The sequence below is a fragment of the Kaistella sp. CFF1-2 genome (genome assembly GCF_059509915.1).
Genome location: NZ_JCAKLF010000002.1, coordinates 753,986 through 778,181 on the forward strand (window position 1 = coordinate 753,986; position 24,196 = coordinate 778,181).

Sequence of the window (24,196 nt, forward strand, 5' to 3'; positions counted from 1 at the left end):
TTATGAATGGAAATGTAGTGATTGAGCCTGTAGATTTTAAATTAGGTGACTATATCAACAAAGGTTGGGAATTTTATAAAAACAATTTCGGAAAACTTATTTTACCAATGTTTTTTGTGTTTTTATTATGCATTATTCCTTTTGTAGGATTGATGGCGGTGGGTAATTTTATGAAGTTTTGTAAAAGACTAGAGGAAGGGCAGAATCCTTCAGCTTCAGAAATTTTTGACTTTTCTGATTTTTCGAAATACTTTGTTATCACGCTGGTTTTAGTAGGGATAATTTTGGTTCTGTATATACCATTTTTGTTTTTTATGCCATTTCTGATGAACAGAGAAAGTGACCCTAATCCTATTGTTTTTGTTTTAATGGGAATCTATTATTTGTTTTTGTTCGTAGTTCTCTTTTTGATTTCGATAAGAACATTTTACATTACACCATTAGTTACTTTCAAGGGTATGTCAGATTTCAAAGAAGTATTCAAAGCTTCTAGCGAAATGGCAAAAGGAAATTATTTACAAATATTTCTTTTCTCAATTGTAGCTGGCTTTATGGGAATGATTGGTATGATCGGATGTTATATTGGAGTGTTTTTAACATTGCCTTTGGCGTATACATGCTATTATTTTGCATATAAAGATGCACTACAACAAATTATTAAGGACGAAATTAATGAAATTGGTATACAACAGAATTTCTAAAAATTTAAAATGGGTAGCGATGCTTGTTGTCGCTACTTTTATGATACAATCTTGTAGCTATAGCTTTACAGGGTCGTCTTTGCATAAAGACATAAAGACAATGCAGATTAACGAGTTTATCGATAATTCTGCGTTGAAAAACCCGATGCTGGCGCAACAGTTTTCTACGGATGTTCAGAATCGTTTCAATCAAAGAACAACTTTGAAGGGAACGAAAACCAACCCGGATCTTTTAATTGAGGGTGAAATTGTAGATTATAACCCGAGCTCGCCAGCAACGGTTTCTTCCACGTCGGTTTCTACGACCAATGGTGGCTTGATACAGACCTCTCAAAATAAAATGACCATCACGGTGAAAGTTCATTATGAAAATAGACTTCAACCGGAAAAAAACTTCGATAGAACCTATACCGATGAAGCTGTGTTTAGCAGTGATCTCGATATTAACGCGATCGAGGCTTCGCAAATAAAAATTGTTACGGAGCGAATCATCAACAAAATGTTTAATGATATAATTGCAGACTGGTAATGCTTGTTTCTAGAACTTTAGAGTTGCTTCAAAATCCGAATCTTATTCAAAAAGAGGATATTGGGTTGCTCAACCAAGAAATTTCAAAATATCCGTATATCCAAAGTTTACGCGCTTTGCTTTTGTATGCAACGCATGAGCATCAGCAAGAGGATTATAAATCGTTGTTGACGTCAACCGCTGCGTATACAACGGATAAAAAGATTTTGTATCAGTTTGTTAATCAAATTCAAATTGTTGATTCTGGCGTTTCTGGAGAACCACTTCCAGAAGATGACTTGCCGCAAGAACCAGTTTCTCAAGCGGAATCTGATTTCAAAGAAGCAGCCGATGCTGAAAGTTTTACAAAGACTGAAATTGTTGATTTAGATCATCCAAAAGCGGAAGAACAAGTTAGGGATGAAGAAACAATTTCATTCCAAGAAGTTGAGGAATTAAATCCAAGCGAAGAAACTCCAACAGAAACTCAAACTCAATCAGATTTTAAAGAAGCTACTGATGCAGAAAGTTTCACAAGTACAAAAATTGTTGATTTAGAACATCCACAAGCAGAAGAACAAGTTAAGGATGAAGAAACGATTTCTTTCCAAGAAGTTGAAGAGTTAAATCCTAAGGAAGAAGTTCCGACAGAAACGCAAGTTGAATCAGATTTTAAAGAAGCTACTAATGCAGAAAGTTTCACAAGTACAGAAATTGTTGATTTACAGCATCCGCAAGCAGAAGAACAAGTTAAGGATGAAGAAACAATTTCATTCCAAGAAGTTGAGGAATTAAATCCTACGGAAGAAGTTCCTGCAGAAACGCAAGTTGAATCAGATTTTAAAGAAGCTGCCGGTGCGGAAAGCTTCTCGAAAGTTGAAGTTGTAAACCCGATTCAAGACGAACAGGAAATAGAAAAAGAGCAAAATGTTTCTTTTGAAAATAATGAGACGGAACCAGCTCAGGTTAGTTTTCACAAGACCGAAGACTTCTTGGCGCATGTTCCAGTAGCTTCTACGGATGCGTATTCTCAACCAGTTGTTGCAAAAGCAGCGAGTTCTGGAGATGACGCAATGAAGCGACTTATCGCGGAGGTGGAAGCAAAAATGAAAGCCAAGAAAAAGGATCAGGCTGCAGCTACAGTTGAAGTAGAAGATGTTTCAATTCCTAGTTCTGAAGTTATTTTTTCTGAAATTCAACATGACGAAAAACCAGTTGTTGAAGAAGTAAAACCTACGGAGCCGATTCAAAATAAGATTGAGGAAAAAGAAGAAATTCAAACCGAAGATACTACTGCAGAAACACAGTCAAACGACGCATGGAAACCTTTAGTTTTGGATCATAACGCACCCGATGCGTTGCTTTCAAAACCAAAAGCGGTAGAAGTTTCAACTCCACAATCGGTTGAAAAGAAAGTTGTAGAACCAATTTCATCAGAAGAAAAGGATAAAACTGATGTTCAAATTGAAACAAAATCAGAAACGGAACGCCCTGTTCTTAACGTTTCTTTCTTTTCCGATAGCGTTGCACCGATTGCACCGAAAGAAGAGTTAAAAGAGGATAAAAAAGTAAAACTAAATTCAACGTCTAACATTCCAACGTTTATTAATACGTGGCAAAGCTGGTTGAAGCTTGATAAATCAGATTCGGTGATTCATGGCGAAATTTCCATGGATGAAGAAGCGAAAGTTGAGCAGAAAAATAAAGCGATTGAAACGTTTATTGAAGCCAATCCGAAGATTTCCAAACTCAAGGAAGAAAGTGATTTCGTTGTAAAAGATCGCGGTGAAAATATCTCACATTTAATGACGGAAACATTAGCGAATTTGTATGTGGATCAAAAACTTTATACGAAAGCACTAAATGCTTTTGAGGTTTTAATAGAAAAACATCCTGAAAAAAAGGAGCATTTCGAAGAACGAATTCAACAGATAAAAGACCAAAAAGCAGGAAAATAATTCCTGCTTTTTTTATTTTGTTTAGTTTAGAATCTTCGTTTAGAGACTAGGCGTTGCCGTTTCGTCGGTATTGTATTTCTTGAATTTCTGCCAGATTTTTCTTCCGAGAACAATCACCGTTATTACTAGAGCAACGGCTGCGACAGCTGCTAAGACAGGGAATAGAAAAGACATGGCTGATAATATTCCTGCTCCTGCTGTTTCCGTGGTTGCTACGATTGAATTTCCAATTCCACCTGTGGTTGTCGATGAAGCGGCTCGCGTTCCCGCAAACCCAGCACTAATAGTTGCTGCGGTTCCTCCACCTGCAATTAAGGCTAATGCCCATTGAGGGAAAGCCTCCATTCCAGCGAATTGGCTCGCAAATAAAATAGTTCCCGCAACTGCGGCTAATGGAACGTTTATCGAATCTAAAATATTGTCGACAAAAGGGATGTAGTACGCCAAAATTTCGACCAACATCGCAATTCCTGTCGCGATTAAAGTTGGAAGTCCTGCTAACCAAAGAAAGTTTTCGGGAAGGTTTATCCAATTCATATAAGCAGCAAGGCTTAAGGCGAACATCGGCATAAACACGCGGAATCCTGAAGCTGCCGCCAATCCGATTCCGATAAATGCGCTTAATAAATAAGCCCAAACTGATACATCTTGAAACATCGTTTGTTGTTTTTAGTTTTAGATAAGGGAAATTACAAAAAATATGCAATTATTGTTTTTTCTGAGCCAATACTTGCAAAAAGTTTTTTTCTACCTCTTGAAAATCAGCAGGTAGCTTCGGCGAAACCCAGAAAAACATGATTAAAGAATGGTTTCCAAAAGCCGCTTCAAATTCGTTTTGATGCAAGCGATAGGCTTCTCGTAAAAGTCTTTTAACTCGATTCCTATCAACCGCTTTTTTGAAATAGCGTTTTGATGCAGAAACGCCAATTTTTGATTCGGCAAAATCAGGATGCGAATACGTGATAACACGGATGTTTCCTACGGTTTTCCATTTCCCTTTTTTGAACAAAAGTGAAATCTCATTTTCTTTTTTTAGTTTTTTAGACTTGGGAAATCCATTGCTTTTCACGCGTTATTGGTCTTGCTTTTTAATTAGGTACGTAATAACTTCGGCTGCAGCATACAATCCAAATAGTGCAGGAATGTAGCTAATTGTCCCGTAATAGGATTTTTTATAATTGCTTCCGTCCGTCATTTTTAGGCTGTCTTCGCTTTGCAATTCAGTAGAAAAAACACAACGAAAACCTTTATTAATATGCTCTTTTTTCAAACGTTTGCGCACTTGTTTGGCAAGATAGCAGTTTTTGGTTTTACTGATATCGCGAACCATCACTTTGCTCGGATCCATTTTTCCACCAGCGCCCATCGCCGAAATAATCTTGATTTTTCGACGTCTTGCCGCTTTAATTAAGGTGATTTTTGGAGTAACACTATCAATACAATCCAATACATAATCAAATGGAGTTGAATCTAAAATTGTTTCCATGTCTTCAGGAAGGAGAAATTGATTGATTTTTGTTAAATTCAATTCGGGGTTGATGTCCAATAAGCGTTGGGCAACAAGTTCAACTTTATGCTGATCAACAGTGGAGTGCAAAGCAGGAAGTTGGCGATTGATGTTTGTTGTATCAACGGTATCGCCATCCACGATGGTCATGTTTCCAACGCCGGCTCTTGCAATAAATTCTGCAGAAAATGAACCAACGCCTCCTAAACCAACAATTAAAATATGGGCATTTTGAAGTTTTTCAGCTCCCGCTTCTTTAATTAATAATTCGGTTCTTTCCAACCATTTTTTACTCATAAATTCCTCAATTTGTCGAAATTGTTTTGGATTTCATCGCTCAACGTTTCTATTGAAATTCCTTTAAGGTTTGCCACTTTTTCATACAGCTTTTCAATATCAAATTCAGCGGCATCGGTTTCCAAAAAGATTTGGCTTATCGGTGTTTCCTTCACAATTTCCTGCAAAGATACGTGATGCAATACCGCTTCACCAAACGATAAGTACATTCCTTTTTCTAAAAGAGGTTGGGCAACACTGCTTTTTTTGTTGAAACCATGAATGATAAAAGGTGTTTTCGTGAATTTGTAAAAATGTGAAATTTGTGAAAATCTTCGCACACAATGAATGGTCATTGGTTTGTTTACATCGTTTGCGAGATTAATCTGTCTTTGAAAAACACGTTCTTGATTATCTTCGGGAACATCAATTAATCCATCCAAGCCGCATTCTCCAATACTAATGCAGTTTGTTTTTACACTGAGTTTTTCCAACCAAGCCCAATCTTCATTGGTGACTTCGGGAATGTCTTTGGGGTGAATTCCCACAGAAAAATAAGAATTAGAAGGAGATTCTCCTAAACTCAAATTATAAACTCCGTTTTCTTTTGAAAAATGATGGTGATGGAAATCAAAAAACATAATTCAAAAATACTCATTAATCTTAAAAATCAATTTATTTTTCTGCTGTCAATATTGGAATTCCCTTGTAAAATTCAAGTTTTTTGGAATTGAGAAATGTCATTTATTCAAATAGATACAATAAAAAATTAAACAATTATTTAAAATGTCACTATTTTTGCTGTATATTCTATTAAACATAAATAGAGATGACGAAAAAATTTACCGATAAGCAAATCAAAATTCTGGATATTGCCGAAGAACTCATTGCGCAAAAGGGTTACGAAGGTACTTCTGTACGGGATATTTGTGCGAAAGCCGAAATAAATGTCGCCATGATTTCCTATTATTTTGGTTCGAAAGAAAAGATGTTAACGTATTTGTATCAATATCGGGTACAAAAAACACGTGATAATTTTGCCGAATTTGCCCATATCATCAAAGATGGCAAGCCTGAAATGCAGATGAAGGAAATTATCAAATTCATCATCAGCCAGATGTTTAAGTACAAATACTTTCATGGTTTTGTAAAACAAGAGCTTCGCAATACGGAATTGATGAATGATGAGTTGCAAGAATTCTATAAAATGGCGGTTTTGAAATTTGATGATGTGATCAAAAAAGGAGTGAGTTCTGGAGTTTTTCAATATGCGCCAAAACCTGAAGATGTCCTAACCATGATTATTGGAACGGCTTTGTTTGTCATTCGAAACAAAAAATTCTACGAATTGTATCTTCCAAATACCAATGAAGAAAACTATCTTGATGAAGCCGAAACTAAAATTAGATTGAGTCTTTATCAAACTATTTTTTCGCTTCTTGGCTATCATCCTGACTGATATTTTCGTTAAAGTATCATAAAAAAAAGAATGTTGCTAAAAAAGTTTTATTTTTGCAGATTGATTAACCAATGTAGATTTACTGCAGATAGATTTTTTATGAAAAAATTCAGTATAGTTCTTGTCGCTTCTTTGCTTTTACTTTCATGTAATAAAAAGTTCAACGATGCAATGAAGAGTGCGGATAAGAACCTCATCTTGCAAACAGCAAATGAATATTACGCACAAAAAAATTGGACTAATGCTTTGGCTCTTTATGAGCGAGTTACCAATTTGGTTGCGGGGACAGACGATTTCCCGAATGTAGGTTTTAACACGGCTTATGCTAATTATTATCAAAAATCGTATCGTTTGGCTGGTCACCAGTTCAAAAATTTTGCGGTAAGTTTTCCAGACGATCCTCGTGCAGAAGAAGCTTCGTATATGTCCGCACTTTGTTATTACGAAGGTTCGTATGATTACAATTTGGATCAAACGAATACGGATTTGGCGATTAACGAGCTTCAGAATTTCTTGAATAAATATCCAAACTCGGAGCGTTCTAAAAACATCAACACATTAATTGATGAGTTGATGTACAAGCAAGAGTTCAAAGCGTATGAAAACGCTCGTCAATACTACAAAATGGGCCAGTATAAAGCTGCGGAAATCACTTTTGAAAACGTTTTAGAAGATTTCCCAAGTACGAAATTGAGACCAAAAATCTATGATTTTATCAACAAGTCAAATTATGAATTGGCGATGTTCTCAAAATACGATCTAAAAGCAGAGCGTTTGGATAAAGCAATTGCGTATACTCGTTTTGTTGAAAAAGAACTTCCCGGAACCGATTACACTAAAACAGCTTTGGATTTCAGAAAGAAATTGGAAGATGAAAAAGTGAAATTTGCGAAAGTGCAGGAAACTGTAGAAAAGCAAAGAGCAGAATTTACGGAGAAACAAAAAGCGGAGGAGGCGAAAATAAAAGCCAAAGAAGAGGAAAAAGAACAACGTAAAAAAGAAAAGGACGATAAGGATCTTACAACGAAAGCTAAAATGGATAGTGCGGCAGCAACATCAACTCCAGCGTCAACTTTCAAAATTCGTAGATAATTCTTATCTTTGCAAAATCAAATTTAAATAAATCACTGAAAATGAGTGTAAAAGATACTAAAGCAGAAGTAAATACCATTACGTATGACAAAGACAAAATCGAAGAAAAAGTAGGTTCTATCTACGAAGCGATTGTCATTATGGGTAAAAGAGCGGAGCAAATTAATGCAGAAATCCGTACTGAACTTCACAATAAATTAGATGAGTTTGCAGTGCATAACACATCTTTAGAAGAAGTTTTCGAAAACAGAGAGCAAATTGAAATCTCAAAACATTACGAAAAACTTCCAAAACCTACATCGATTGCTGTTGAAGAATGGTTAAACGATGATATTTATTTCAGAAAAACAGACAAAAAATAATTTTCAAGTTTTTTTAGAAGCAAAAGTCGCAAGAGAGAATTCTTTTGTGACTTTTGTTTTTTAGAACTTCAAAAAAACGTATTTTAGACCTTTATTTCACACTTCATGAACTTAGAAAGTAAGAAAATCGTTCTCATTATTACAGGCGGCATTGCAGCCTATAAAATGAATTTGGTCGTTCGCGAATTGGTAAAACAAAAAGCAGAAGTCAAAGTTGTTATGACGCCTTCTGCGGAGCAATTTGTTTCGAAATTAACACTTTCCACATTAGCCAAAGGCGAAGTTTATACTACTTTTTTTGATGATAAGGGAACTTGGAATAACCATGTCGAATTAGCACTTTGGGCGGATTTGATTTTGGTGGCGCCGTGTACAGCAAATACGTTGTCGAAAATGGTTCATGGGACTTGTGACAATCTCGCTATTGCCGTGTATATGTCGGCAAAATGCCCAGTGATGATAGCTCCAGCAATGGATTTGGATATGTATGTGCATCCTTCAACAAAACAGAACTTGGCATTAGCCGAATCGTTTAGACATCATATTATTCCAGCCGAATCGGGCGAACTCGCAAGTGGCTTAGTTGGAGTTGGAAGAATGGCAGAACCTGAAACAATTGTTCAACACATTCAAAACTATTTTTCATCAGATTCTAAACAAGATTTTAAAGATAAAACGGTTTTGATAACGGCAGGACCGACGTATGAAGCGATTGATCCTGTTCGTTTTATCGGAAATCATTCGTCCGGAAAAATGGGATTTGCTTTGGCGGAAGAAGTCGCAAAACGAGGTGGGAAAGTGATTTTAATTTCGGGTCCATCAAGTTTGAATACGCAAAATCCGAATATTAATCTGCATCGAGTAACTTCGGCAAAACAAATGTTTGATGAGGTTTTTAAACATTATCAAAACGTAGATGTGGCGATTGCGAGTGCGGCCGTTGCAGATTACGCACCAAAAGAAGTTGCTTCTGAAAAGATCAAAAAGAATGATGATTCTTTGTTGATTGAATTGGTGAAAAATCCAGATATTTTGAGAACGATGGGCGAAAAAAAGCAACACCAGTTTTTGGTAGGCTTTGCTTTGGAAACGCAAAATGAAGAAGAAAACGCCAAAGGAAAACTAGAAAAGAAAAATCTGGATATGATCGTGTTGAACTCACTTCGTGATTCGGGTGCAGGTTTTAAAGGCGATACCAATAAAATAAAAATTTTAACAAAAGAAGGAAAACGAGAATTCGACTTGAAATCTAAAGATGATGTCGCGGTTGATATTCTCAATTTTGTTGTTGAGAAAATGGAAAATAAATAGCGGACAAATCCGTTTAAGTAAAAATTTTTTGATGAAAAAAATCGCGATTCTTTTATTGATTTGTATTCAGGCGACGTTGGTTTCGGCACAAGAATTATTGTCGGAAGTAACGCTCAATTACCAGCAAGTACAAGGAAGTAATGTGCAAACCTATAAAACCTTAGAAAAAAACCTTCGGGATTTCATTAACAATACAAGTTGGACTGGGAAGAAATTGCAAAATTTCGAAAAGATAAAATGCAACTTTGCGATTGCAATTAATTCTCGAGAAGGAAATAAATATACAGCGTCTATCGTAGTTCAGGCGGTTCGTCCGGTTTTTAATTCAACGTATACATCGCCATTATTGAATATCAATGATCGTGATTTTACGTTTGAATATACAGAAAATGAAAATTTAGTTTTCAACGAAAGACAGTTTTCAGGAAAGAATTTAATTGACGTAGTCAGTTTTTATGTGTACATGATTTTGGGGTATGATGGTGATAGCTTTCAACGAAATGGTGGCCAACCTTGGTTTGAAAAAGCATTGAAAATTTCACAAAACTCCCAGAACCAAAGATACAGCGGTTGGTCGGTTGTTGAAGGGCCTAGAACCCGCGGACAGCTAATTGATAATATGGTGAAAACCGAAGCCAATACGTTGCGAACGGCGTATTATAATTATCACCGTCAAGGTTTGGATAATTTGGCTAATCAAGGCGATCCTACGCGAGCAAAGAAAGCGATTTTTGATGCTTTAATGAGCTTGAAATACTACGAAAACAGTTTCCAAATGAATTATCCTTTTGATGTTTTTCTTCAAACCAAACGCAACGAAATCTTCGATATTTTTAATAGTGGAAACAACACAAGCTACAATATCAACGAGCTTAAAAATTTAATGACCATTTTCTCGGCAAAAGACAGCGAAAAATGGAGTAAATGGAAGTAGTAGAATTTGTAGATTTAAGATATAACCAATACTTTTGTAAAGCTTTAAGTCAGCACTTAAAGCTTTTTTGATAGCATGCTCAGACGAATTTTTATACAGAATTTTGCATTGATCGATACCTTGGATATCGATTTGGGAAAAGGATTGCAAGTGATTACAGGGGAAACAGGTGCGGGAAAATCCATTATTCTTGGTGCTTTACGCCTTATTTTGGGTGAAAGGGCCGATGTGAAATCGATTCAAAATTCGGATGCAAAAAGTATTGTTGAAGCCGAATTTGAGGTTTCGGATAAATTAAAATCGTTTTTTGAAGAAAACGATCTTGATTTTGAAAAACATACCATTATTCGTCGAGAACTTCTTCCTACGGGAAAATCTCGGGCCTTTATCAATGATGTTCCTGCGACTTTAGAAGTGGTAAAAAACCTTTCGGAACATTTAATTGACATTCATTCCCAGTTTGAAACGTCGAATCTTTTTTCCGAAGAATATCAGTTTAAAATCATTGATGGTCTTAGTGAAAACAAAACGGAAATTGTAAAGTATCAAAGCTTGTTTTCCGAGTATAAATCGCTAAAAAGAGAATTGACTGATTTACAAAACAGACTTTTGGAAGGCAATAAAGATTCTGAATACAAAAATTTTCTTCTTTCCGAATTGGTAGAAGCGAATTTGGATGAAACCAATTTAGACGATTTGCAAAGTCGTTTGTCGCTTCAAGAAAATGCGGAAAGTATTTCGCAAAATTTATCTGAAATTTTTCAACGAATTGATCAAGAAGAAGTCGGTTTGCTAGATTCTTTGTTGGATGTTCGCGCAAAACTTTCTAAAGTGGCTGATCTTTCGCATCAATTTACAGAACCAAACGATAGACTTGAGCAAATTTTTGTTGAGTTTAAAGATGTTTTGTTTGAATTGCAGAACAAAGCCGAAAAAATTGAGATGGATCCGCAGCTTTTAGATGAACTTCATCAAAAGGTAAATGCAATACAAATCTTGTTTTCCAAGCATCAAGTAGATTCGGTTTTGGGGCTTATTGAAATTCGAGATCTACTAGCTTCTGAGCAAAGTGGTTTTTCTGATTTGGAAGGAAATATTGCTCAAATTCAACAAAAAATTGAAAAAACCGAAGCGAATTTGAGCAAATATGCTAAAAAATTAGCTAAAAATAGAAAGGCGTCAGCGACAGACTTTTCTGAAAAAATGGAAGTTTTGTTGAAGAAATTAGGTTTGGAAAAAGCGAAAATCGAAGTAGAACTGAAAGAATCTACAACCTACAACGAATTTGGAAAAGAAACGATTGCAATTTTGTTTCAAGCCAATTCTGGTTTTCCATTAAAGCCAATTCAATCTGCAATTTCTGGTGGTGAACGTTCTCGTGTGATGCTTGCTGTGAAGAAGATTATGGCAGAAAATTCGGAACTTCCAACCTTGATTTTGGATGAAATTGACACCGGAGTTTCTGGAAAAGTTGCCGACGAAATCGGAAAGTTGATGCAAGAAATGTCACAAGACCTACAATTGATTGTGATTACGCATTTGGCGCAAGTTGCCGCAAAAGGAAATCAGAATTATAAAGTGGTGAAGTTTGATGTGGATGGAAAAACAAAATCGGATATTCGTTCGCTTTCTGATGACGAAAAACTTCAGGAAATTGCCCAACTTCTTTCGGGTGCACAGATTACAGATGCAGCTTTAATTCAAGCAAAGGAACTTATGAAGTAAAAATTCTGTAACATTTTTCTTAATTTTCAACTAATTATATAAAATTGAGAACATGTACAGAAAGCTCTTGCTCTTAGAACTCAAAAGTTTTTTTCGAAATCCATCTTTCGGAGCGAATCTCGCCTTTAAGATCTTAACATTTTTCGGATTGTTTTATATGGCGGCCATTTTAGTGGGTCTTCCATTTGCCTTATTTTATTTTAGTAAAGAAGAACTAAATGCAGATCCTTTACAGATTTTCTGTAAGTTTTTCATCTACTATTGGGCATTTGATTTAATTGTTCGGTATTTTGTTCAACAAATGCCAACGCAAAATATCAAACCATTCTTAACCATCGGAATTACGAAAAAGAAGTTGGTGAATTACACCATGTTGAAAATTCTAACGAACTTCTTTAACTGGGGTAATTTGTTATTTCTAATTCCTTTTGCAGGTTTGTTGCTTTTTGATGGCGGTTATTCGAGCATTTCCGTTCTCCTTTTTACATTGTCAATATTCTTCGTGTTTTACGGAAACAACTTCTTGAACATTCTATTAAATGGAAAAGATTGGGTTGTTTTTGTCGTTTTTGGAGCGATGACTATTTTGGCGGCTTTAGATTATTATCACGTTCTATCGCTTTCCGCACTATCGGCAAAAGTTTTTTACTTGTTCTACACAATGCCTAACTTAATCGTTGTTCCGCTATTGATTACGTGTGTATTAGGTTATTTAGCATATCGACAGATCTACGACAACTTTTATTTAGATAAAGGTTTAGAGCTGAAAAAAGCTGTTGGTAAAACGGAAAACATCGAGTTTTTGAATCGTTACGGCGTTTTAGGAACGTTTATTAATAATGATATTCGACTTTTACGAAGAAGTAAAGCAGCAAAATCGGCGGTTATTGCTGGTGTCGCTTTCCTTTTTTACGGTTTGTTGGTTTTCAATAGAGCGTATCAAAACGACTTTATGCAACTTTTCTGCGGGATTTTTGCTACTGGCGGATTTATGATGATGTTTGGGCAACGTGTTCCGGCTTGGGATTCGTCGTATTATCCGTTAATGATGACGCAAAATGTTCCTTACAAAGAATATTTACGTGCGAAATGGTCATTAGTTATTCTTGCAATTTTAGTATCGATGATTCTTTGTACAGGCTATCTTTTCGTGAGTTTAGACTTCTATCTTACGGTAGTAGCAGCAGGTTTGTATAATTTAGGTATCAATTCTTATATCACACTTTTAGCAGGTGCTTTCAACAAAAAACCAATTGATTTGAACTCCAGTTCCAAGTCTTTTGGTGGTGGTGGAAATAATTTTAACATGAAAATCATGTTGCTTTTGATTCCGCAGCTTGTGGTTCCGGTTGTTGTTTTTGGAACTTCAAAGTATTTCTTCGGGATTTACGGTGCTGTTTTGAGCTTAGCAATTCTTGGGATTATAGGATTTTTGCTTAGAAACAAAATCTTCGATAAAATCGTTCGTATTTATAAAACACAAAAATATTCCACCATTGAAGCGTTCAAAAAGACCGCTTAAGTATTAATTTGTAATATTCAATCCATGATTAAAATAGAAAATATATCCAAAGTTTACGGTACTCGAAAAGTACTGAATATAGAGCATTTAGAAATTCCGAAAGGCGAAACCTTTGGTTTAGTAGGAAATAACGGAGCTGGAAAAACAACATTATTTAGTGTTCTTTTAGATTTAATTGAACCAACAACGGGTTATGTTGCTATTAACAATGTTAAAGTAAACGAGTCTGAAGCGTGGAAATCGAAAGTTGCCGCATTTATCGATGAATCTTTTCTAATTGGCTATTTAACACCTGAAGAATATTTTTATTTTCTAGGAGAACTTCGAGGTCAAAATAAAGCTTCTGTTGATGAGTTTTTAAAGCAATTTAATGACTTTTTTAACGGTGAAATTCTGAATGCAAAAAAGTACATCCGTGATCTTTCCAAAGGAAATCAGAAGAAAGTGGGGATTGTTGGCGCTTTAATCGGAAAACCTGATATTATTGTTTTGGATGAACCTTTTGCGAATTTGGACCCATCAACTCAGATTAAATTGAAAAATCTAATCAAAGTTTGGTCTCAAGATTCCAATGTTACTTTTTTAATTTCGAGCCACGACTTAGCGCATACAACGGAAGTTTGTAACCGAATTGTTGTTTTGAATAAAGGAGAATTGGTTCGTGATATTCAAACCAGCCCAGAAACGCTTCGAGATTTAGAACAGTATTTTGCAGATCAAATTTCGCCAAGTGAATTGGTTTAAAATAGAAAACGCCTTCTAAATCAGAAGGCGTTTTTTGTTAGACTAGTTAGTCAACTAAGGTGACTTTCCAGCCTTTATTGGTTGTCGATGTAATCGCGGCTGACGTGGCATTCGCTTTTGTAACAAGTACTTCTTTGTTTGCAATATTCAGATTATGCAATGTATTAAGTGCCGATGTTAGTGCTGTTTGGTTCAAGGAAGTGCGATGAATTCGCACCAAACTTAGCTTCTTGTTATTTGTAAAAGAAGCGGACGTTAAAGGTGCATTTGACGCATTAAATTTCTCCAAATTGGTATTTTTCGATAGATCAATTGTCGCAATTTTTGTTGACTCAATTGTCAAATCCTCTAAAAGTGTATTAGAAGTAAGATTCAGAGTCGTTATTGGCGTGCGATACAGTCGTAGGGTTTTAAGTTTAGGCTGTTTTGTGACATTAATAGATGTCAGTTTTTCATTATAACTTAGATAAAGACTGCTTAACTCTGGATTTCCAGAAATATCTACTGCCGTTAAATTTAGATTATTTTCCAAATTTAGATTTGAAAGGAGAGGTAAGCTCTTCAAATCAATACTAGAAAGTTTGTTGTTGCTTATATTTAGTAGATTTAATATTGCTTTATTTGATAAATCAATACTGGTTAAGGCATTATTTTGCACGCTTAATGAGAAAAGGTTTGGATTTTTTGTGAGGTCAATAGTTTTTAAAAGTACGGCTGAAGCATCTGGAGTGGAAGGTCCATCGATTTGCAGATATCTTAAATTAGTAACCCGTGTAACATTAATACTTTCCACACCTCCTTCAACAAAAAATGTATCAACATCTCCAGGATTGTTGATGTAAATTTTCATGTTTTTGGAAACAATTTTTCCCGTTATTGCTTTCGAATTTTTGTCTGTTGCAAATTGAATAGGCTTTCCATCGCCAAAATCTACTGCAATTGGCTTGTCAGCTACTGTTGAAAGTCCGATTTCAATGGTTTTTCCAACGGCAAATTGCGGTCGAAATTCAATCGCCAATTTGTCTAAAGGAAGCTCTTCTGGATTTGTTCCATCGATCGTGTCATCATCAGAACTGCAGCTAAATGTAAATAGGAAAACAAAAAGTAAACAAACGATACCTAGATTTTTCTTTGTTAAAAATTTCATCATAATCATGTTTTAAGTTAATAAAATAACGAAAAATTTGTTTTTTTATTTTTTCACAAAGGCCAATTTCTGCTTATGTTTAACATAAATCATTCTAGTTTCAAACTAAAAATGCAAGTCTAATTACTCGATTCTTGCCACTATTTCAAATTTCCCACCATATCTTCAGGTTTTACCCAAGCATCAAATTGTTCGGGCGTTACCAAACCGAGATTTACGGCTTCTTCTTTTAACGTTGTTCCGTTCTTGTGAGCTGTTTTTGCAATTTTTGCAGCATTTTCGTAGCCGATATGGGTGTTCAAAGCAGTAACTAGCATTAAGGATTTATCCACCAACTCTTTAATTCTTGGTAGGTTGGGCTCAATTCCCACTGCACAATGATCATTAAATGAAATACATGCATCAGCAATCAATTGTGCAGATTGCAGAAAGTTGTACGCCATCACAGGTTTGAAAACATTCAACTCGTAATTTCCTTGCGTTCCAGCAAATGAAATTGTGGTGTCATTTCCTAAAACTTGAGCACAAACCATCGTCAATGCTTCATTTTGCGTTGGATTTACTTTTCCAGGCATGATGGAAGAACCGGGCTCGTTTTCAGGAATGTGGATTTCGCCAATTCCAGAGCGTGGTCCAGAAGCCAACATTCGGATATCTTGTGCAATTTTAAATAATGAAACTGCTAATTGCTTCAAAGCGCCGTGAGATTCTACAATCGCATCATGTGCCGCCAAAGCCTCGAATTTATTTTCTGCCGTGATGAAAGGATGTCCAGTTAATTTCGCAATATATTCTGCAACTTTTACATCATAACCTTTTGGAGTGTTCAATCCCGTTCCGACTGCTGTTCCGCCCAAAGCGAGTTCCGCAAGATGCGGAAGTGTATTTTTAAGTGCTCGTAATCCAAACTCCAATTGAGCAGCGTAACCTGAAAATTCTTGACCTAAAGTCAAAGGCGTTGCATCCATCAAATGCGTTCTACCAATCTTCACAATATCTTTAAATGCTTCGGATTTTTCTTTCAACGTAATTTTTAGTTTCTCAACTGCAGGAATCACGACATCAACCACTTTTGCATAAGCTGCAATGTGCATCGCCGTTGGATAGGTATCATTTGACGATTGAGATTTGTTGACATCATCATTCGGATGAATTTCAGATTTTTCACCCAACTTTCCACCATTCAAAACATGAGCACGGTTGGAAATTACTTCGTTAACATTCATATTCGATTGAGTTCCAGAGCCGGTTTGCCAAATTACCAAAGGAAATTGGTCATTTAGTTTTCCAGCCAAAATTTCGTCCGCCACTTTTCCAATCATGTCACTTTTTTCTTTCGGTAGTACACCTAAATCTGCATTAGTAAGCGCCGCAGCTTTTTTCAAATACGCAAAAGCTTCAATAATTTCGTGAGGCATCGAAGCTTCTGGACCGATTTTGAAATTGTTGCGGGAACGCTCTGTTTGCGCTCCCCAATATTTATCAGCAGGCACTTTTACTTCGCCCATTGTGTCGTGTTCTATTCTGTATTCCATATTTTTATTTATTTAAATTTTCTCGGGTCAGGATGAAGAAATTTGTACTTTAAAATATTTTCTAAATTTGTAGAAACGATTTTTCTTCCGAAACTTTCTTCAATTTCGGTTTCAATATTTTTGGTTTGAAAATCAACAACTTGTTGCTTTGTAGGATGCAAAGGCGCGACCAAATTGTATGTTTTCGATTGTAAATTTTCGTTAATCATTTTTTCAACAATTCTGGAAATATCTTCAAAATGAATGTGATTCACGATTTGTTGCGGTTCCTTGATTTTATATTTGCTCAAATATCTATCGTCACCCATCAATCCGCCCAACCGTAGAATATTGATTTGAGGAAAATTTTTTTTCATTAAATTTTCAATTCCGAAAATGTTTGAATTCAATAAATTTTCGTCCAAATTGTTTTCTGTAATTTCTTGTTCAATATGAGGATAAATTCCAATAGAACTCATCAAAAAAATAGGCTTTTCAAAATCTTTAAGGAAAGAACTTATGTTTTCGAATCTCTTTATTAAAACTTCAAAATCCGCAGCTTTAGAAAAAGGAATTGTAATAATAATGACATCTAAATTCAACCAAACATCACTCGATTTTAGAAATTCATCCGCATCAAAATCAATTTTAAACGTTTCAAAACCCAATTCAGAAAGCATTTTCACTTTATCATTGGAAGTTGTCGTTGCAAAAATTTGATTCGTTGGAACATAATATTTTGCCATTCTAAAACCCAACCAACCGCAACCGATAATACCTATTTTTTTCATTCCAAATTTTCGTTGTTTAAAATTAGGAAGAATAATTTTCAGAGCCAATTTATAATCATTATAAATATCAATCAAGCCAAATGATTTTACTCATTTTGTTCAAGTAGAGCATTTTTCAATGCTTAATTTTACGGGAATTAATTTTATTTCAGAAATCAATCATATTATGGAATTTTCTTATCAGGAACCATTTCCTATTTTAAAAGACGATACACAATACAAAAAGCTTTCTTCTGACTTCGTAAAAGTGGAGAAATTGGGCGACAGAGAAATTTTAACTGTTGATCCAAAAGCTTTGGAACTTCTTGCCGAAAACGCTTTGAAAGACGTTTCTTTCATGCTTCGTTCGGCTCATTTACAAAAGCTAAAAAATATTATCGACGATCCAGAAGCTACGGATAACGACAGATTTGTCGCTTATAATTTGCTTCAAAACGCGGCTGTTGCAGTTCAAGGTGCGTTGCCTTCTTGTCAAGATACAGGAACGGCGATTTGTGTTGCTAAAAAAGGTGAAAACGTTTACACTGGCGCAAACGACGCAGAATGGATTTCGAAAGGAATTTATAATACGTATCAAGAACAGAATTTAAGATATTCTCAAATCGTTCCTTTGACGATGTTTGATGAGAAAAATTCGGGTTCTAATTTGCCTGCTCAGATCGATATTTATGCAGAAGAAGGCGATGCTTATAAATTTTTATTTTTAGCAAAAGGTGGTGGTTCTGCCAACAAAACGTTCTTGTATCAAAAAACAAAATCTTTGTTGAATGAAGCTTCTTTGGACGCTTTCGTGAGAGAAAGAATTATGGATTTGGGAACAGCGGCTTGTCCTCCTTACCACTTGGCTTTGGTGATTGGTGGAACTTCTGCAGAAGCGAATTTGGCGGCGGTGAAAAAAGCAAGTGCAGGATATTACGATAATCTTCCGACAGAAGGAAATATGGGCGGTCAAGCCTTCCGTGATTTGGAGTGGGAGAAAAGAGTTCAGAAAATTTGCCAAGAAAGTGCGATTGGAGCGCAGTTTGGCGGAAAATATTTAACGCACGATGTTCGTGTGATTCGTTTGCCTCGTCACGCGGCTTCTTGTCCAGTTGGAATGGGCGTTTCATGTTCTGCAGATAGAAATATCAAAGGAAAAATTACCAAAGACGGTATTTTCTTGGAGCAATTGGAAACCAATCCTGAGAAATTCTTGCCTGCAACGCCGCCACATTTGGAAGAGCCTGTAACGATTGATTTGAACAAACCAATGCCAGAAATTTTGGCTGAATTGTCTAAATATCCAATCAAAACACGTTTGAAACTGAACGGAACTTTAATTGTTGCGAGAGATATTGCTCACGCAAAAATTAAAGAATTGTTGGATGCAGGAAAACCAATGCCAGAATATTTCAAAAATCATCCAATTTATTACGCAGGACCAGCAAAAACTCCAGAAGGAATGCCTTCAGGAAGTTTTGGACCAACAACTGCGGGAAGAATGGATGTTTATGTGGACGAATTCCAAGCAAACGGCGGAAGTATGGTGATGCTTGCGAAAGGAAACAGAAGTAAAGATGTAACTAATGCTTGCGGAAAATATGGAGGTTTCTATTTAGGTTCTATCGGTGGTCCAGCGGCGATTTTGGCGAAAGACAACATAAAATCTGTTGAAGTGGTAGATTTCCCAGAGTTAGGAATGGAAGCCGTGCGTAAAATCGAAGTCGTTAATTTCCCTGCATTCATCATTACGGATGATAAAGGAAATGATTTCTTTGCAAATTTGGCGCATTAGAATAATTTAAACTCAATCTAATTTCGAAAATAGGCTTTAAATCTTTTGTCAAAAAAGAAAAAAGTTCTATTTTTGCCTTAAATATTTAAGAAAATGATGTTATCAGCATTTTGGCCATTTTACCAGTTCCTTTGGACTATTTATTTCTTTACGATGTTCATTATCGGATTCTGGTGTATCTTTATGTTCGCTACGGTAGTTGTACCTATGTGGCTTACTGAAGGTCTGAGAGAATATTTTGGTAAGTCAAAACCATTTGATCCAGAAACGATCAGAAGAAAATTGATTACAGAGCAAGAAGGAGTAGAAGTTATCTATAGCGAGCCTAAAGGAAACGGTCCTTTCTTACATCACGGTCATCATTAATTTGGTGTCATCGCTTTGCTCCCTTAATTCGAGTGAAGTGATATCAAAGCAATACAATATATACAAAAGTTTCAACCTAGTTGAAACTTTTTTTGTTTGCTTGTAATCCTGGAAAACTAGAAATTTTCTTTTTTCAAAAAAACGTATCTTTGCACCCACAAAAATTCCATAATGTCAAAGTCATTAATTCCAAAGTTAGAAGCCATTAAGCAACGTTATAATGAAGTTGCCGATTTGATTATTCAACCAGATGTCATTTCAGATCAAAAAAAATATTCCTCTTTAAACAAGGAATATAGTGATTTGGGTAAAATTGTTAAGGTATATGATGAATATAAAGGTGCTTTAGATTCAATTGAAGAGTCTGATGAAATCATTGCAGATGGTTCTGACAGGGATTTGGTGGATTTGGCTAAAATGGAAAAGCTAGAGGCTCAAGAAAAAATTCCAGGTTTGGAAGAAGAGTTGAAAGTTCTTTTAATTCCTAAAGATCCAGCCGATGACAAAAACGTTATTGTTGAATTACGGGCGGGAACGGGAGGCGACGAAGCGGCTATTTTTGTGGAAGATGTGTATAGAATGTATACTATGTATTTCAAAACGAAAGGTTGGAGACATGAAGTAACCGATTCTAACGAAGCAGCAAAGGGCTACAAGGAATTAATCATGAAAGTGGAAGGCGATGGCGTTTATGGAGTAATGAAATTTGAATCCGGAGTTCACCGTGTACAGCGTGTTCCTGAAACTGAATCTCAAGGTCGTGTGCATACATCAGCTATTACAATTGCCGTTCTTCCAGAAGCCGAAGAAGTTGATTTTGAATTGAATCCTGCAGACATTGAAATGCAAACTTCACGTTCTGGAGGTGCTGGTGGACAAAACGTAAACAAGGTTGAAACAAAAGTTCAATTAACGCACAAACCTTCCGGTATGGTTGTCGTTTGTCAACAAGCACGTTCGCAGCTGGCTAACCGTGAATTAGCAATGGAAATGCTTCGTACAAAATTGTACGATATCGAGTTGCAAAAAGTTCAAGGAGATATTGCGGCACAAAGAAAATCCATGGTTTCTACAGGAGACCGTTCTGCAAAAATTAAAACATACAATTACCCTCAAGGTCGTGTTACCGATCACCGAATTAATAAGTCAATCTATAATTTGGATGCCTATATGAATGGTGATATTGGAGAGATGATCGATGCCGTAATCATGGCAGAGAATGCCGAAAAAATGAAAGGCGAAGAGGAAGGAATTTAAAATATAGAGCGGCTTTTTAAGTCGCTTTTTTTATTTATGTCAACCTATACTAAATTAGCAAAATGAACTTTTTGTTTTTTAAAAAAAACGTAACTTTATAAGCAATCAATTTCTTACAAAAAATGCGAAAAGCAATTACGAATACGAATCCTGATTTTAAGATAACCGCTTCAAATTTAGAAAACTACACCTTCGAAAAAGACGGTCTTCAATTGAAAACCCAATACACGAAAGAAGATGTAGATGCTGGCAAGAGCGAAGCTTCGGCAGGAATTGCACCTTATCTTCGTGGACCTTATACTACGATGTACGTTCAAAAACCATGGACGATTCGTCAATATGCAGGATTTTCGACGGCAGAGGAATCGAACGCGTTTTACAGAAGAAACTTAGCCGCAGGTCAGAAAGGTCTTTCCGTAGCTTTTGATTTAGCAACCCATAGAGGTTACGATTCCGATCATGCGAGAGTGGTTGGAGATGTAGGGAAAGCAGGTGTAGCCATCGATTCCGTGGAGGATATGAAAATTTTGTTTGACCAAATTCCTTTGGATCAGATCTCCGTTTCCATGACGATGAATGGTGCGGTTCTTCCGATTTTAGCGTTTTATATCGTTGCTGCGGAAGAGCAAGGAGTTTCTCAAGAACTGCTTTCAGGAACAATTCAGAACGATATTTTGAAGGAATTCATGGTGCGAAATACCTATATTTATCCACCAACTCCGTCAATGAAAATAATCGCGGATATTTTTGAATATACCTCGAAACACATTCCAAAATTTAACTCGATTTCTATTTCGGGTTATCATATGCAAGAAGCGGGTGCAACGCCAGTTTTGGAAATGGCTTACACTTTGGCAGATGGTTTAGAATACGTGAGAACGGGGATTAAAGCAGGAATGAATATTGATGATTTTGCACCACGTTTGTCATTTTTCTGGGCAATTGGGATGAATCACTTTATGGAAATCGCCAAAATGCGTGCAGCAAGAGTAATTTGGGCGAATTTGATTTCACAATTCAATCCTCAAAATCAAAAATCTTTAGCTTTGAGAACGCACTCTCAAACGTCGGGTTGGTCTTTAACGGAGCAAGAACCATTCAATAATATCACGAGAACGGCTATCGAAGCGCTTTCTTCGGCTTTAGGTGGAACTCAATCTTTACACACGAATGCTTTAGATGAAGCGATTGCTTTACCAACCGATTATTCTGCAAAAATTGCAAGAAATACACAGATTATTTTACAACAAGAAAGCCATATTTGCGATGTTGTCGATCCAATGGGTGGAAGTCATTTGGTGGAAGCTTTAACTCAACAAATGATTGAAGAAGCTATGAAATACATCGATGAGGTCGAAAAAGAAGGCGGAATGACGAAAGCGATTGAAGCTGGAATTCCAAAAATGCGAATTGAGGAAGCAGCAGCAAGAAAACAAGCAAAAATCGATAGCGGTGAGGAATTTATTATTGGTGTAAATTCATTCAAATCGTCCCAAAAACAACCAGAGTTCGATATTTTAGATATCGACAATTCCATGGTTCGTCAAAAACAAATTGATCGATTAAATTCCATCAAGGAAAAACGTGATAATAAAGCGGTAGAAGCTATTTTACAAAGAATTAAAGATTCTGCCATTAATCAAACCGAAAACCTTTTGGCTTTAAGTATTGAAGCGGCAAGAAATCGCGTTACTTTGGGCGAGATTTCCGATGCTTTGGAAACAGAATTCGGACGTTACAAAGCCAATATCAAAACCATTTCAGGAGTTTACGCTATGAATGCAACAAAGAACGAATATTTCGGAAAAGCCATCGATTTAACACAAAAATTCGAGGAGCAAGAAGGTCGCCGACCAAGAATTATGATAGTGAAAATGGGACAAGACGGTCACGATCGCGGTGCAAAAGTAGTTGCAACGGCATTTGCTGATATGGGATTTGACGTGGACGTGGCGCCACTTTTCCAGACGCCAGAAGAAGTTGCAAAACAAGCCGTAGAAAATGATATCCATATCTTGGGCGTTTCCTCTTTGGCAGCAGGTCACAAAACTTTGGTTCCGCAAGTTGTTGAGGAGCTGAAAAAGTTAGGTGCGGACGATATTACCATCGTTGTTGGCGGTGTAATTCCGCAACAAGATTACGATTATCTGTATGCAAACGGTGCCGATTTCATCTTCGGTCCAGGAACCAATCTTCCAAAATGCGCGGTAGATATTTTAGAAAAATTTTTAGATTAATAAAAAAGGAAACCAAATAAGGTTTCTTTTTTTTTATATTGAATCTTGGGTTGGGTCTTTCGGTTTCTTGTTTTTTCTAACGATATAGAAAATAATTCCTCCGATGAGAAAGATTGGCCAAAAAGGAATCAGAAACAAAAAGATTTCCTGAAGTACGTCCCAACCTTTTCCAAATGCCGAAGCTGATTTATTAGAAAAGGATTCATCTTCATTATTTGAGGTTGCAATCGGTTGATTTTTAATGGATAAGCTTAAATTCGTTATTTGTACCGAATTTCCATTTGGATATACGTTTTCAATGTCTTTTTGCTGAATTGTTCCAAAGTTTTGTAAATCCGATAGAAAATATTCTAATTTTTCCTGGGGAAGTCGAATTTGAAAATACCCATTTTCAGTTCCTGAATTAATGGATATTTGTTCCGATTTTAAAGTTCCATCATATTTATTGATGAGATTTCTTATCTCGTCTTTTGCTTCAGAAATTACTGGTACATGAAGAGAAACGCGCGCACTAGTTTCTTGGACTGAAGGCAGTACTTCTTTATAAACTGGTTCTTTTGATTCGGAAGTCGCGACTGGTTTATCACGGTAGATAATTTTTGTCTCTTTGACAATCTTTTCCGTTTTTTCTTGGGCTTGCTTTATTTTTTCATCGGCTACTTTTTGCAATGAATCCATTTGTTTTGGAATTTCCGAATAGCCTTTCAATATTTTTTCGGTAGAATCAATCGTCTTTTTAAAACTTTCCTGAATTTTATTCTTGTCTTTTTGAAATTTTTCGATTTTTACTTGAGCTGAATCCCGCACCGAACTCACGATGGAATCAGTTGTTTTTATTTGATTAGTAACAGAAGTGTAGGTGCTATCCATTTTATTAATTGTATCTCGAGCTTGTGAAATTTCGTTTTTGCTGCATGAAGTCAAACCAAGCAATGTGATACTGAGAATGAGTAATTTTTTCATAATTGATTATCTGATGTAAAACTATACCAAACAAATGCCGCATTCAAG

General features: G+C 36.0%; 23 protein-coding genes. 15 read left to right on the plus strand and 8 right to left on the minus strand.

What is annotated here, in order from left to right:
* Positions 1–2 precede the first annotated feature (2 nt).
* The 3 genes from AC5XHR_RS08690 to AC5XHR_RS08700 are packed head-to-tail and all read left to right on the plus strand — an operon-like array spanning position 3 to position 3,167.
* A complete protein-coding gene (locus AC5XHR_RS08690) occupies positions 3–701 on the plus strand; it encodes a DUF4013 domain-containing protein (protein WP_495950382.1) in 699 nt (232 codons plus the stop codon).
* A complete protein-coding gene (lptE, locus tag AC5XHR_RS08695) occupies positions 673–1,230 on the plus strand; it encodes an LPS assembly lipoprotein LptE (RefSeq protein ID WP_495950383.1) in 558 nt (185 codons plus the stop codon). Before AC5XHR_RS08690 ends, lptE begins: the two co-directional genes overlap by 29 nt.
* Positions 1,230–3,167: a DUF8458 domain-containing protein gene (locus AC5XHR_RS08700; protein WP_495950384.1), complete on the plus strand. Its 1,938-nt coding sequence runs from the start codon at positions 1,230–1,232 to the stop codon at positions 3,165–3,167. Before lptE ends, AC5XHR_RS08700 begins: the two co-directional genes overlap by 1 nt.
* Before the next feature lie 39 nt (positions 3,168–3,206).
* Here the strand turns inward: AC5XHR_RS08700 and AC5XHR_RS08705 are convergent, their stop codons facing one another.
* Genes AC5XHR_RS08705 through AC5XHR_RS08720 form a run of 4 tightly spaced genes read right to left on the minus strand, consistent with a single transcriptional unit; the run spans position 3,207 to position 5,591 of the window.
* Entirely contained in the window at positions 3,207–3,824 is a 618-nt protein-coding gene (locus tag AC5XHR_RS08705; protein WP_495950385.1) for a DUF4126 domain-containing protein, read from the minus strand.
* 49 nt (positions 3,825–3,873) lie between these two features.
* Entirely contained in the window at positions 3,874–4,236 is a 363-nt protein-coding gene (gene rnpA, locus AC5XHR_RS08710) for a ribonuclease P protein component (RefSeq protein WP_495950386.1), read from the minus strand.
* Positions 4,237–4,239: 3 nt separating this feature from the next.
* Positions 4,240–4,971 (minus strand): tRNA threonylcarbamoyladenosine dehydratase, encoded by a 732-nt coding sequence (locus tag AC5XHR_RS08715; protein ID WP_495950387.1) that lies wholly within the window; start codon positions 4,969–4,971, stop codon positions 4,240–4,242.
* Positions 4,968–5,591: a TatD family hydrolase gene (locus AC5XHR_RS08720; protein ID WP_495950388.1), complete on the minus strand. Its 624-nt coding sequence runs from the start codon at positions 5,589–5,591 to the stop codon at positions 4,968–4,970. Before AC5XHR_RS08720 ends, AC5XHR_RS08715 begins: the two co-directional genes overlap by 4 nt.
* Before the next feature lie 188 nt (positions 5,592–5,779).
* Here AC5XHR_RS08720 and AC5XHR_RS08725 point away from each other — a divergent pair, with 188 nt between their 5' ends.
* From AC5XHR_RS08725 to AC5XHR_RS08760, 8 genes are all read left to right on the plus strand, one after another.
* On the plus strand, positions 5,780–6,409 hold the full coding sequence (locus tag AC5XHR_RS08725) for a TetR/AcrR family transcriptional regulator (RefSeq protein WP_495950389.1): 630 nt from the start codon (positions 5,780–5,782) through the stop codon (positions 6,407–6,409).
* Between the two features lie 99 nt (positions 6,410–6,508).
* Positions 6,509–7,501, plus strand: a complete 993-nt coding sequence (locus AC5XHR_RS08730; protein WP_495950390.1) for an outer membrane protein assembly factor BamD — start codon at positions 6,509–6,511, stop codon at positions 7,499–7,501.
* 41 nt (positions 7,502–7,542) lie between these two features.
* Positions 7,543–7,863 (plus strand): DNA-directed RNA polymerase subunit omega, encoded by a 321-nt coding sequence (locus AC5XHR_RS08735; protein ID WP_495950391.1) that lies wholly within the window; start codon positions 7,543–7,545, stop codon positions 7,861–7,863.
* Between the two features lie 105 nt (positions 7,864–7,968).
* The gene (gene coaBC, locus AC5XHR_RS08740) at positions 7,969–9,174 is read left to right on the plus strand and encodes a bifunctional phosphopantothenoylcysteine decarboxylase/phosphopantothenate--cysteine ligase CoaBC (RefSeq protein WP_495950392.1); all 1,206 of its coding nucleotides are present in this window, start codon (positions 7,969–7,971) and stop codon (positions 9,172–9,174) included.
* Positions 9,175–9,205: 31 nt separating this feature from the next.
* Positions 9,206–10,108 (plus strand): type IX secretion system protein PorD, encoded by a 903-nt coding sequence (porD, locus tag AC5XHR_RS08745; RefSeq protein WP_495950393.1) that lies wholly within the window; start codon positions 9,206–9,208, stop codon positions 10,106–10,108.
* A 75-nt stretch (positions 10,109–10,183) separates the two neighbouring features.
* Positions 10,184–11,833: a DNA repair protein RecN gene (gene recN / locus AC5XHR_RS08750; protein WP_495950394.1), complete on the plus strand. Its 1,650-nt coding sequence runs from the start codon at positions 10,184–10,186 to the stop codon at positions 11,831–11,833.
* A 52-nt stretch (positions 11,834–11,885) separates the two neighbouring features.
* A complete protein-coding gene (locus tag AC5XHR_RS08755; protein WP_495950395.1) occupies positions 11,886–13,355 on the plus strand; it encodes a DUF5687 family protein in 1,470 nt (489 codons plus the stop codon).
* 24 nt (positions 13,356–13,379) lie between these two features.
* On the plus strand, positions 13,380–14,099 hold the full coding sequence (locus tag AC5XHR_RS08760; RefSeq protein WP_495950396.1) for an ABC transporter ATP-binding protein: 720 nt from the start codon (positions 13,380–13,382) through the stop codon (positions 14,097–14,099).
* A gap of 46 nt (positions 14,100–14,145) precedes the next feature.
* Here the strand turns inward: AC5XHR_RS08760 and AC5XHR_RS08765 are convergent, their stop codons facing one another.
* The 3 genes from AC5XHR_RS08765 to AC5XHR_RS08775 all read right to left on the minus strand — a co-directional run bounded on the left by AC5XHR_RS08765 (position 14,146) and on the right by AC5XHR_RS08775 (position 17,551).
* Positions 14,146–15,249 (minus strand): leucine-rich repeat domain-containing protein, encoded by a 1,104-nt coding sequence (locus tag AC5XHR_RS08765; protein WP_495950397.1) that lies wholly within the window; start codon positions 15,247–15,249, stop codon positions 14,146–14,148.
* Between the two features lie 137 nt (positions 15,250–15,386).
* Complete coding sequence (gene fumC, locus AC5XHR_RS08770; protein ID WP_495950398.1) at positions 15,387–16,781, minus strand: class II fumarate hydratase; 1,395 nt, start codon at positions 16,779–16,781, stop codon at positions 15,387–15,389.
* 8 nt (positions 16,782–16,789) lie between these two features.
* The gene (locus tag AC5XHR_RS08775; protein WP_495950399.1) at positions 16,790–17,551 is read right to left on the minus strand and encodes a Rossmann-fold NAD(P)-binding domain-containing protein; all 762 of its coding nucleotides are present in this window, start codon (positions 17,549–17,551) and stop codon (positions 16,790–16,792) included.
* A 166-nt stretch (positions 17,552–17,717) separates the two neighbouring features.
* Here AC5XHR_RS08775 and AC5XHR_RS08780 point away from each other — a divergent pair, with 166 nt between their 5' ends.
* The 4 genes from AC5XHR_RS08780 (at position 17,718) to scpA (ending at position 23,185) form a co-directional block, all read left to right on the plus strand.
* On the plus strand, positions 17,718–19,325 hold the full coding sequence (locus AC5XHR_RS08780) for a fumarate hydratase (RefSeq protein WP_079666707.1): 1,608 nt from the start codon (positions 17,718–17,720) through the stop codon (positions 19,323–19,325).
* A 93-nt stretch (positions 19,326–19,418) separates the two neighbouring features.
* The gene (locus tag AC5XHR_RS08785; protein ID WP_495950400.1) at positions 19,419–19,691 is read left to right on the plus strand and encodes a hypothetical protein; all 273 of its coding nucleotides are present in this window, start codon (positions 19,419–19,421) and stop codon (positions 19,689–19,691) included.
* Between the two features lie 171 nt (positions 19,692–19,862).
* Positions 19,863–20,948: a peptide chain release factor 1 gene (prfA, locus tag AC5XHR_RS08790; RefSeq protein ID WP_495950401.1), complete on the plus strand. Its 1,086-nt coding sequence runs from the start codon at positions 19,863–19,865 to the stop codon at positions 20,946–20,948.
* 122 nt (positions 20,949–21,070) lie between these two features.
* A complete protein-coding gene (gene scpA / locus AC5XHR_RS08795; RefSeq protein ID WP_495950402.1) occupies positions 21,071–23,185 on the plus strand; it encodes a methylmalonyl-CoA mutase in 2,115 nt (704 codons plus the stop codon).
* A 33-nt stretch (positions 23,186–23,218) separates the two neighbouring features.
* Here the strand turns inward: scpA and AC5XHR_RS08800 are convergent, their stop codons facing one another.
* Positions 23,219–24,148 carry a DUF4349 domain-containing protein gene (locus tag AC5XHR_RS08800; RefSeq protein WP_495950403.1) on the minus strand — a complete coding sequence of 310 codons (930 nt, stop codon included), beginning with the start codon at positions 24,146–24,148 and terminating at the stop codon, positions 23,219–23,221.
* Between the last annotated feature and the right edge of the window lie 48 nt (positions 24,149–24,196).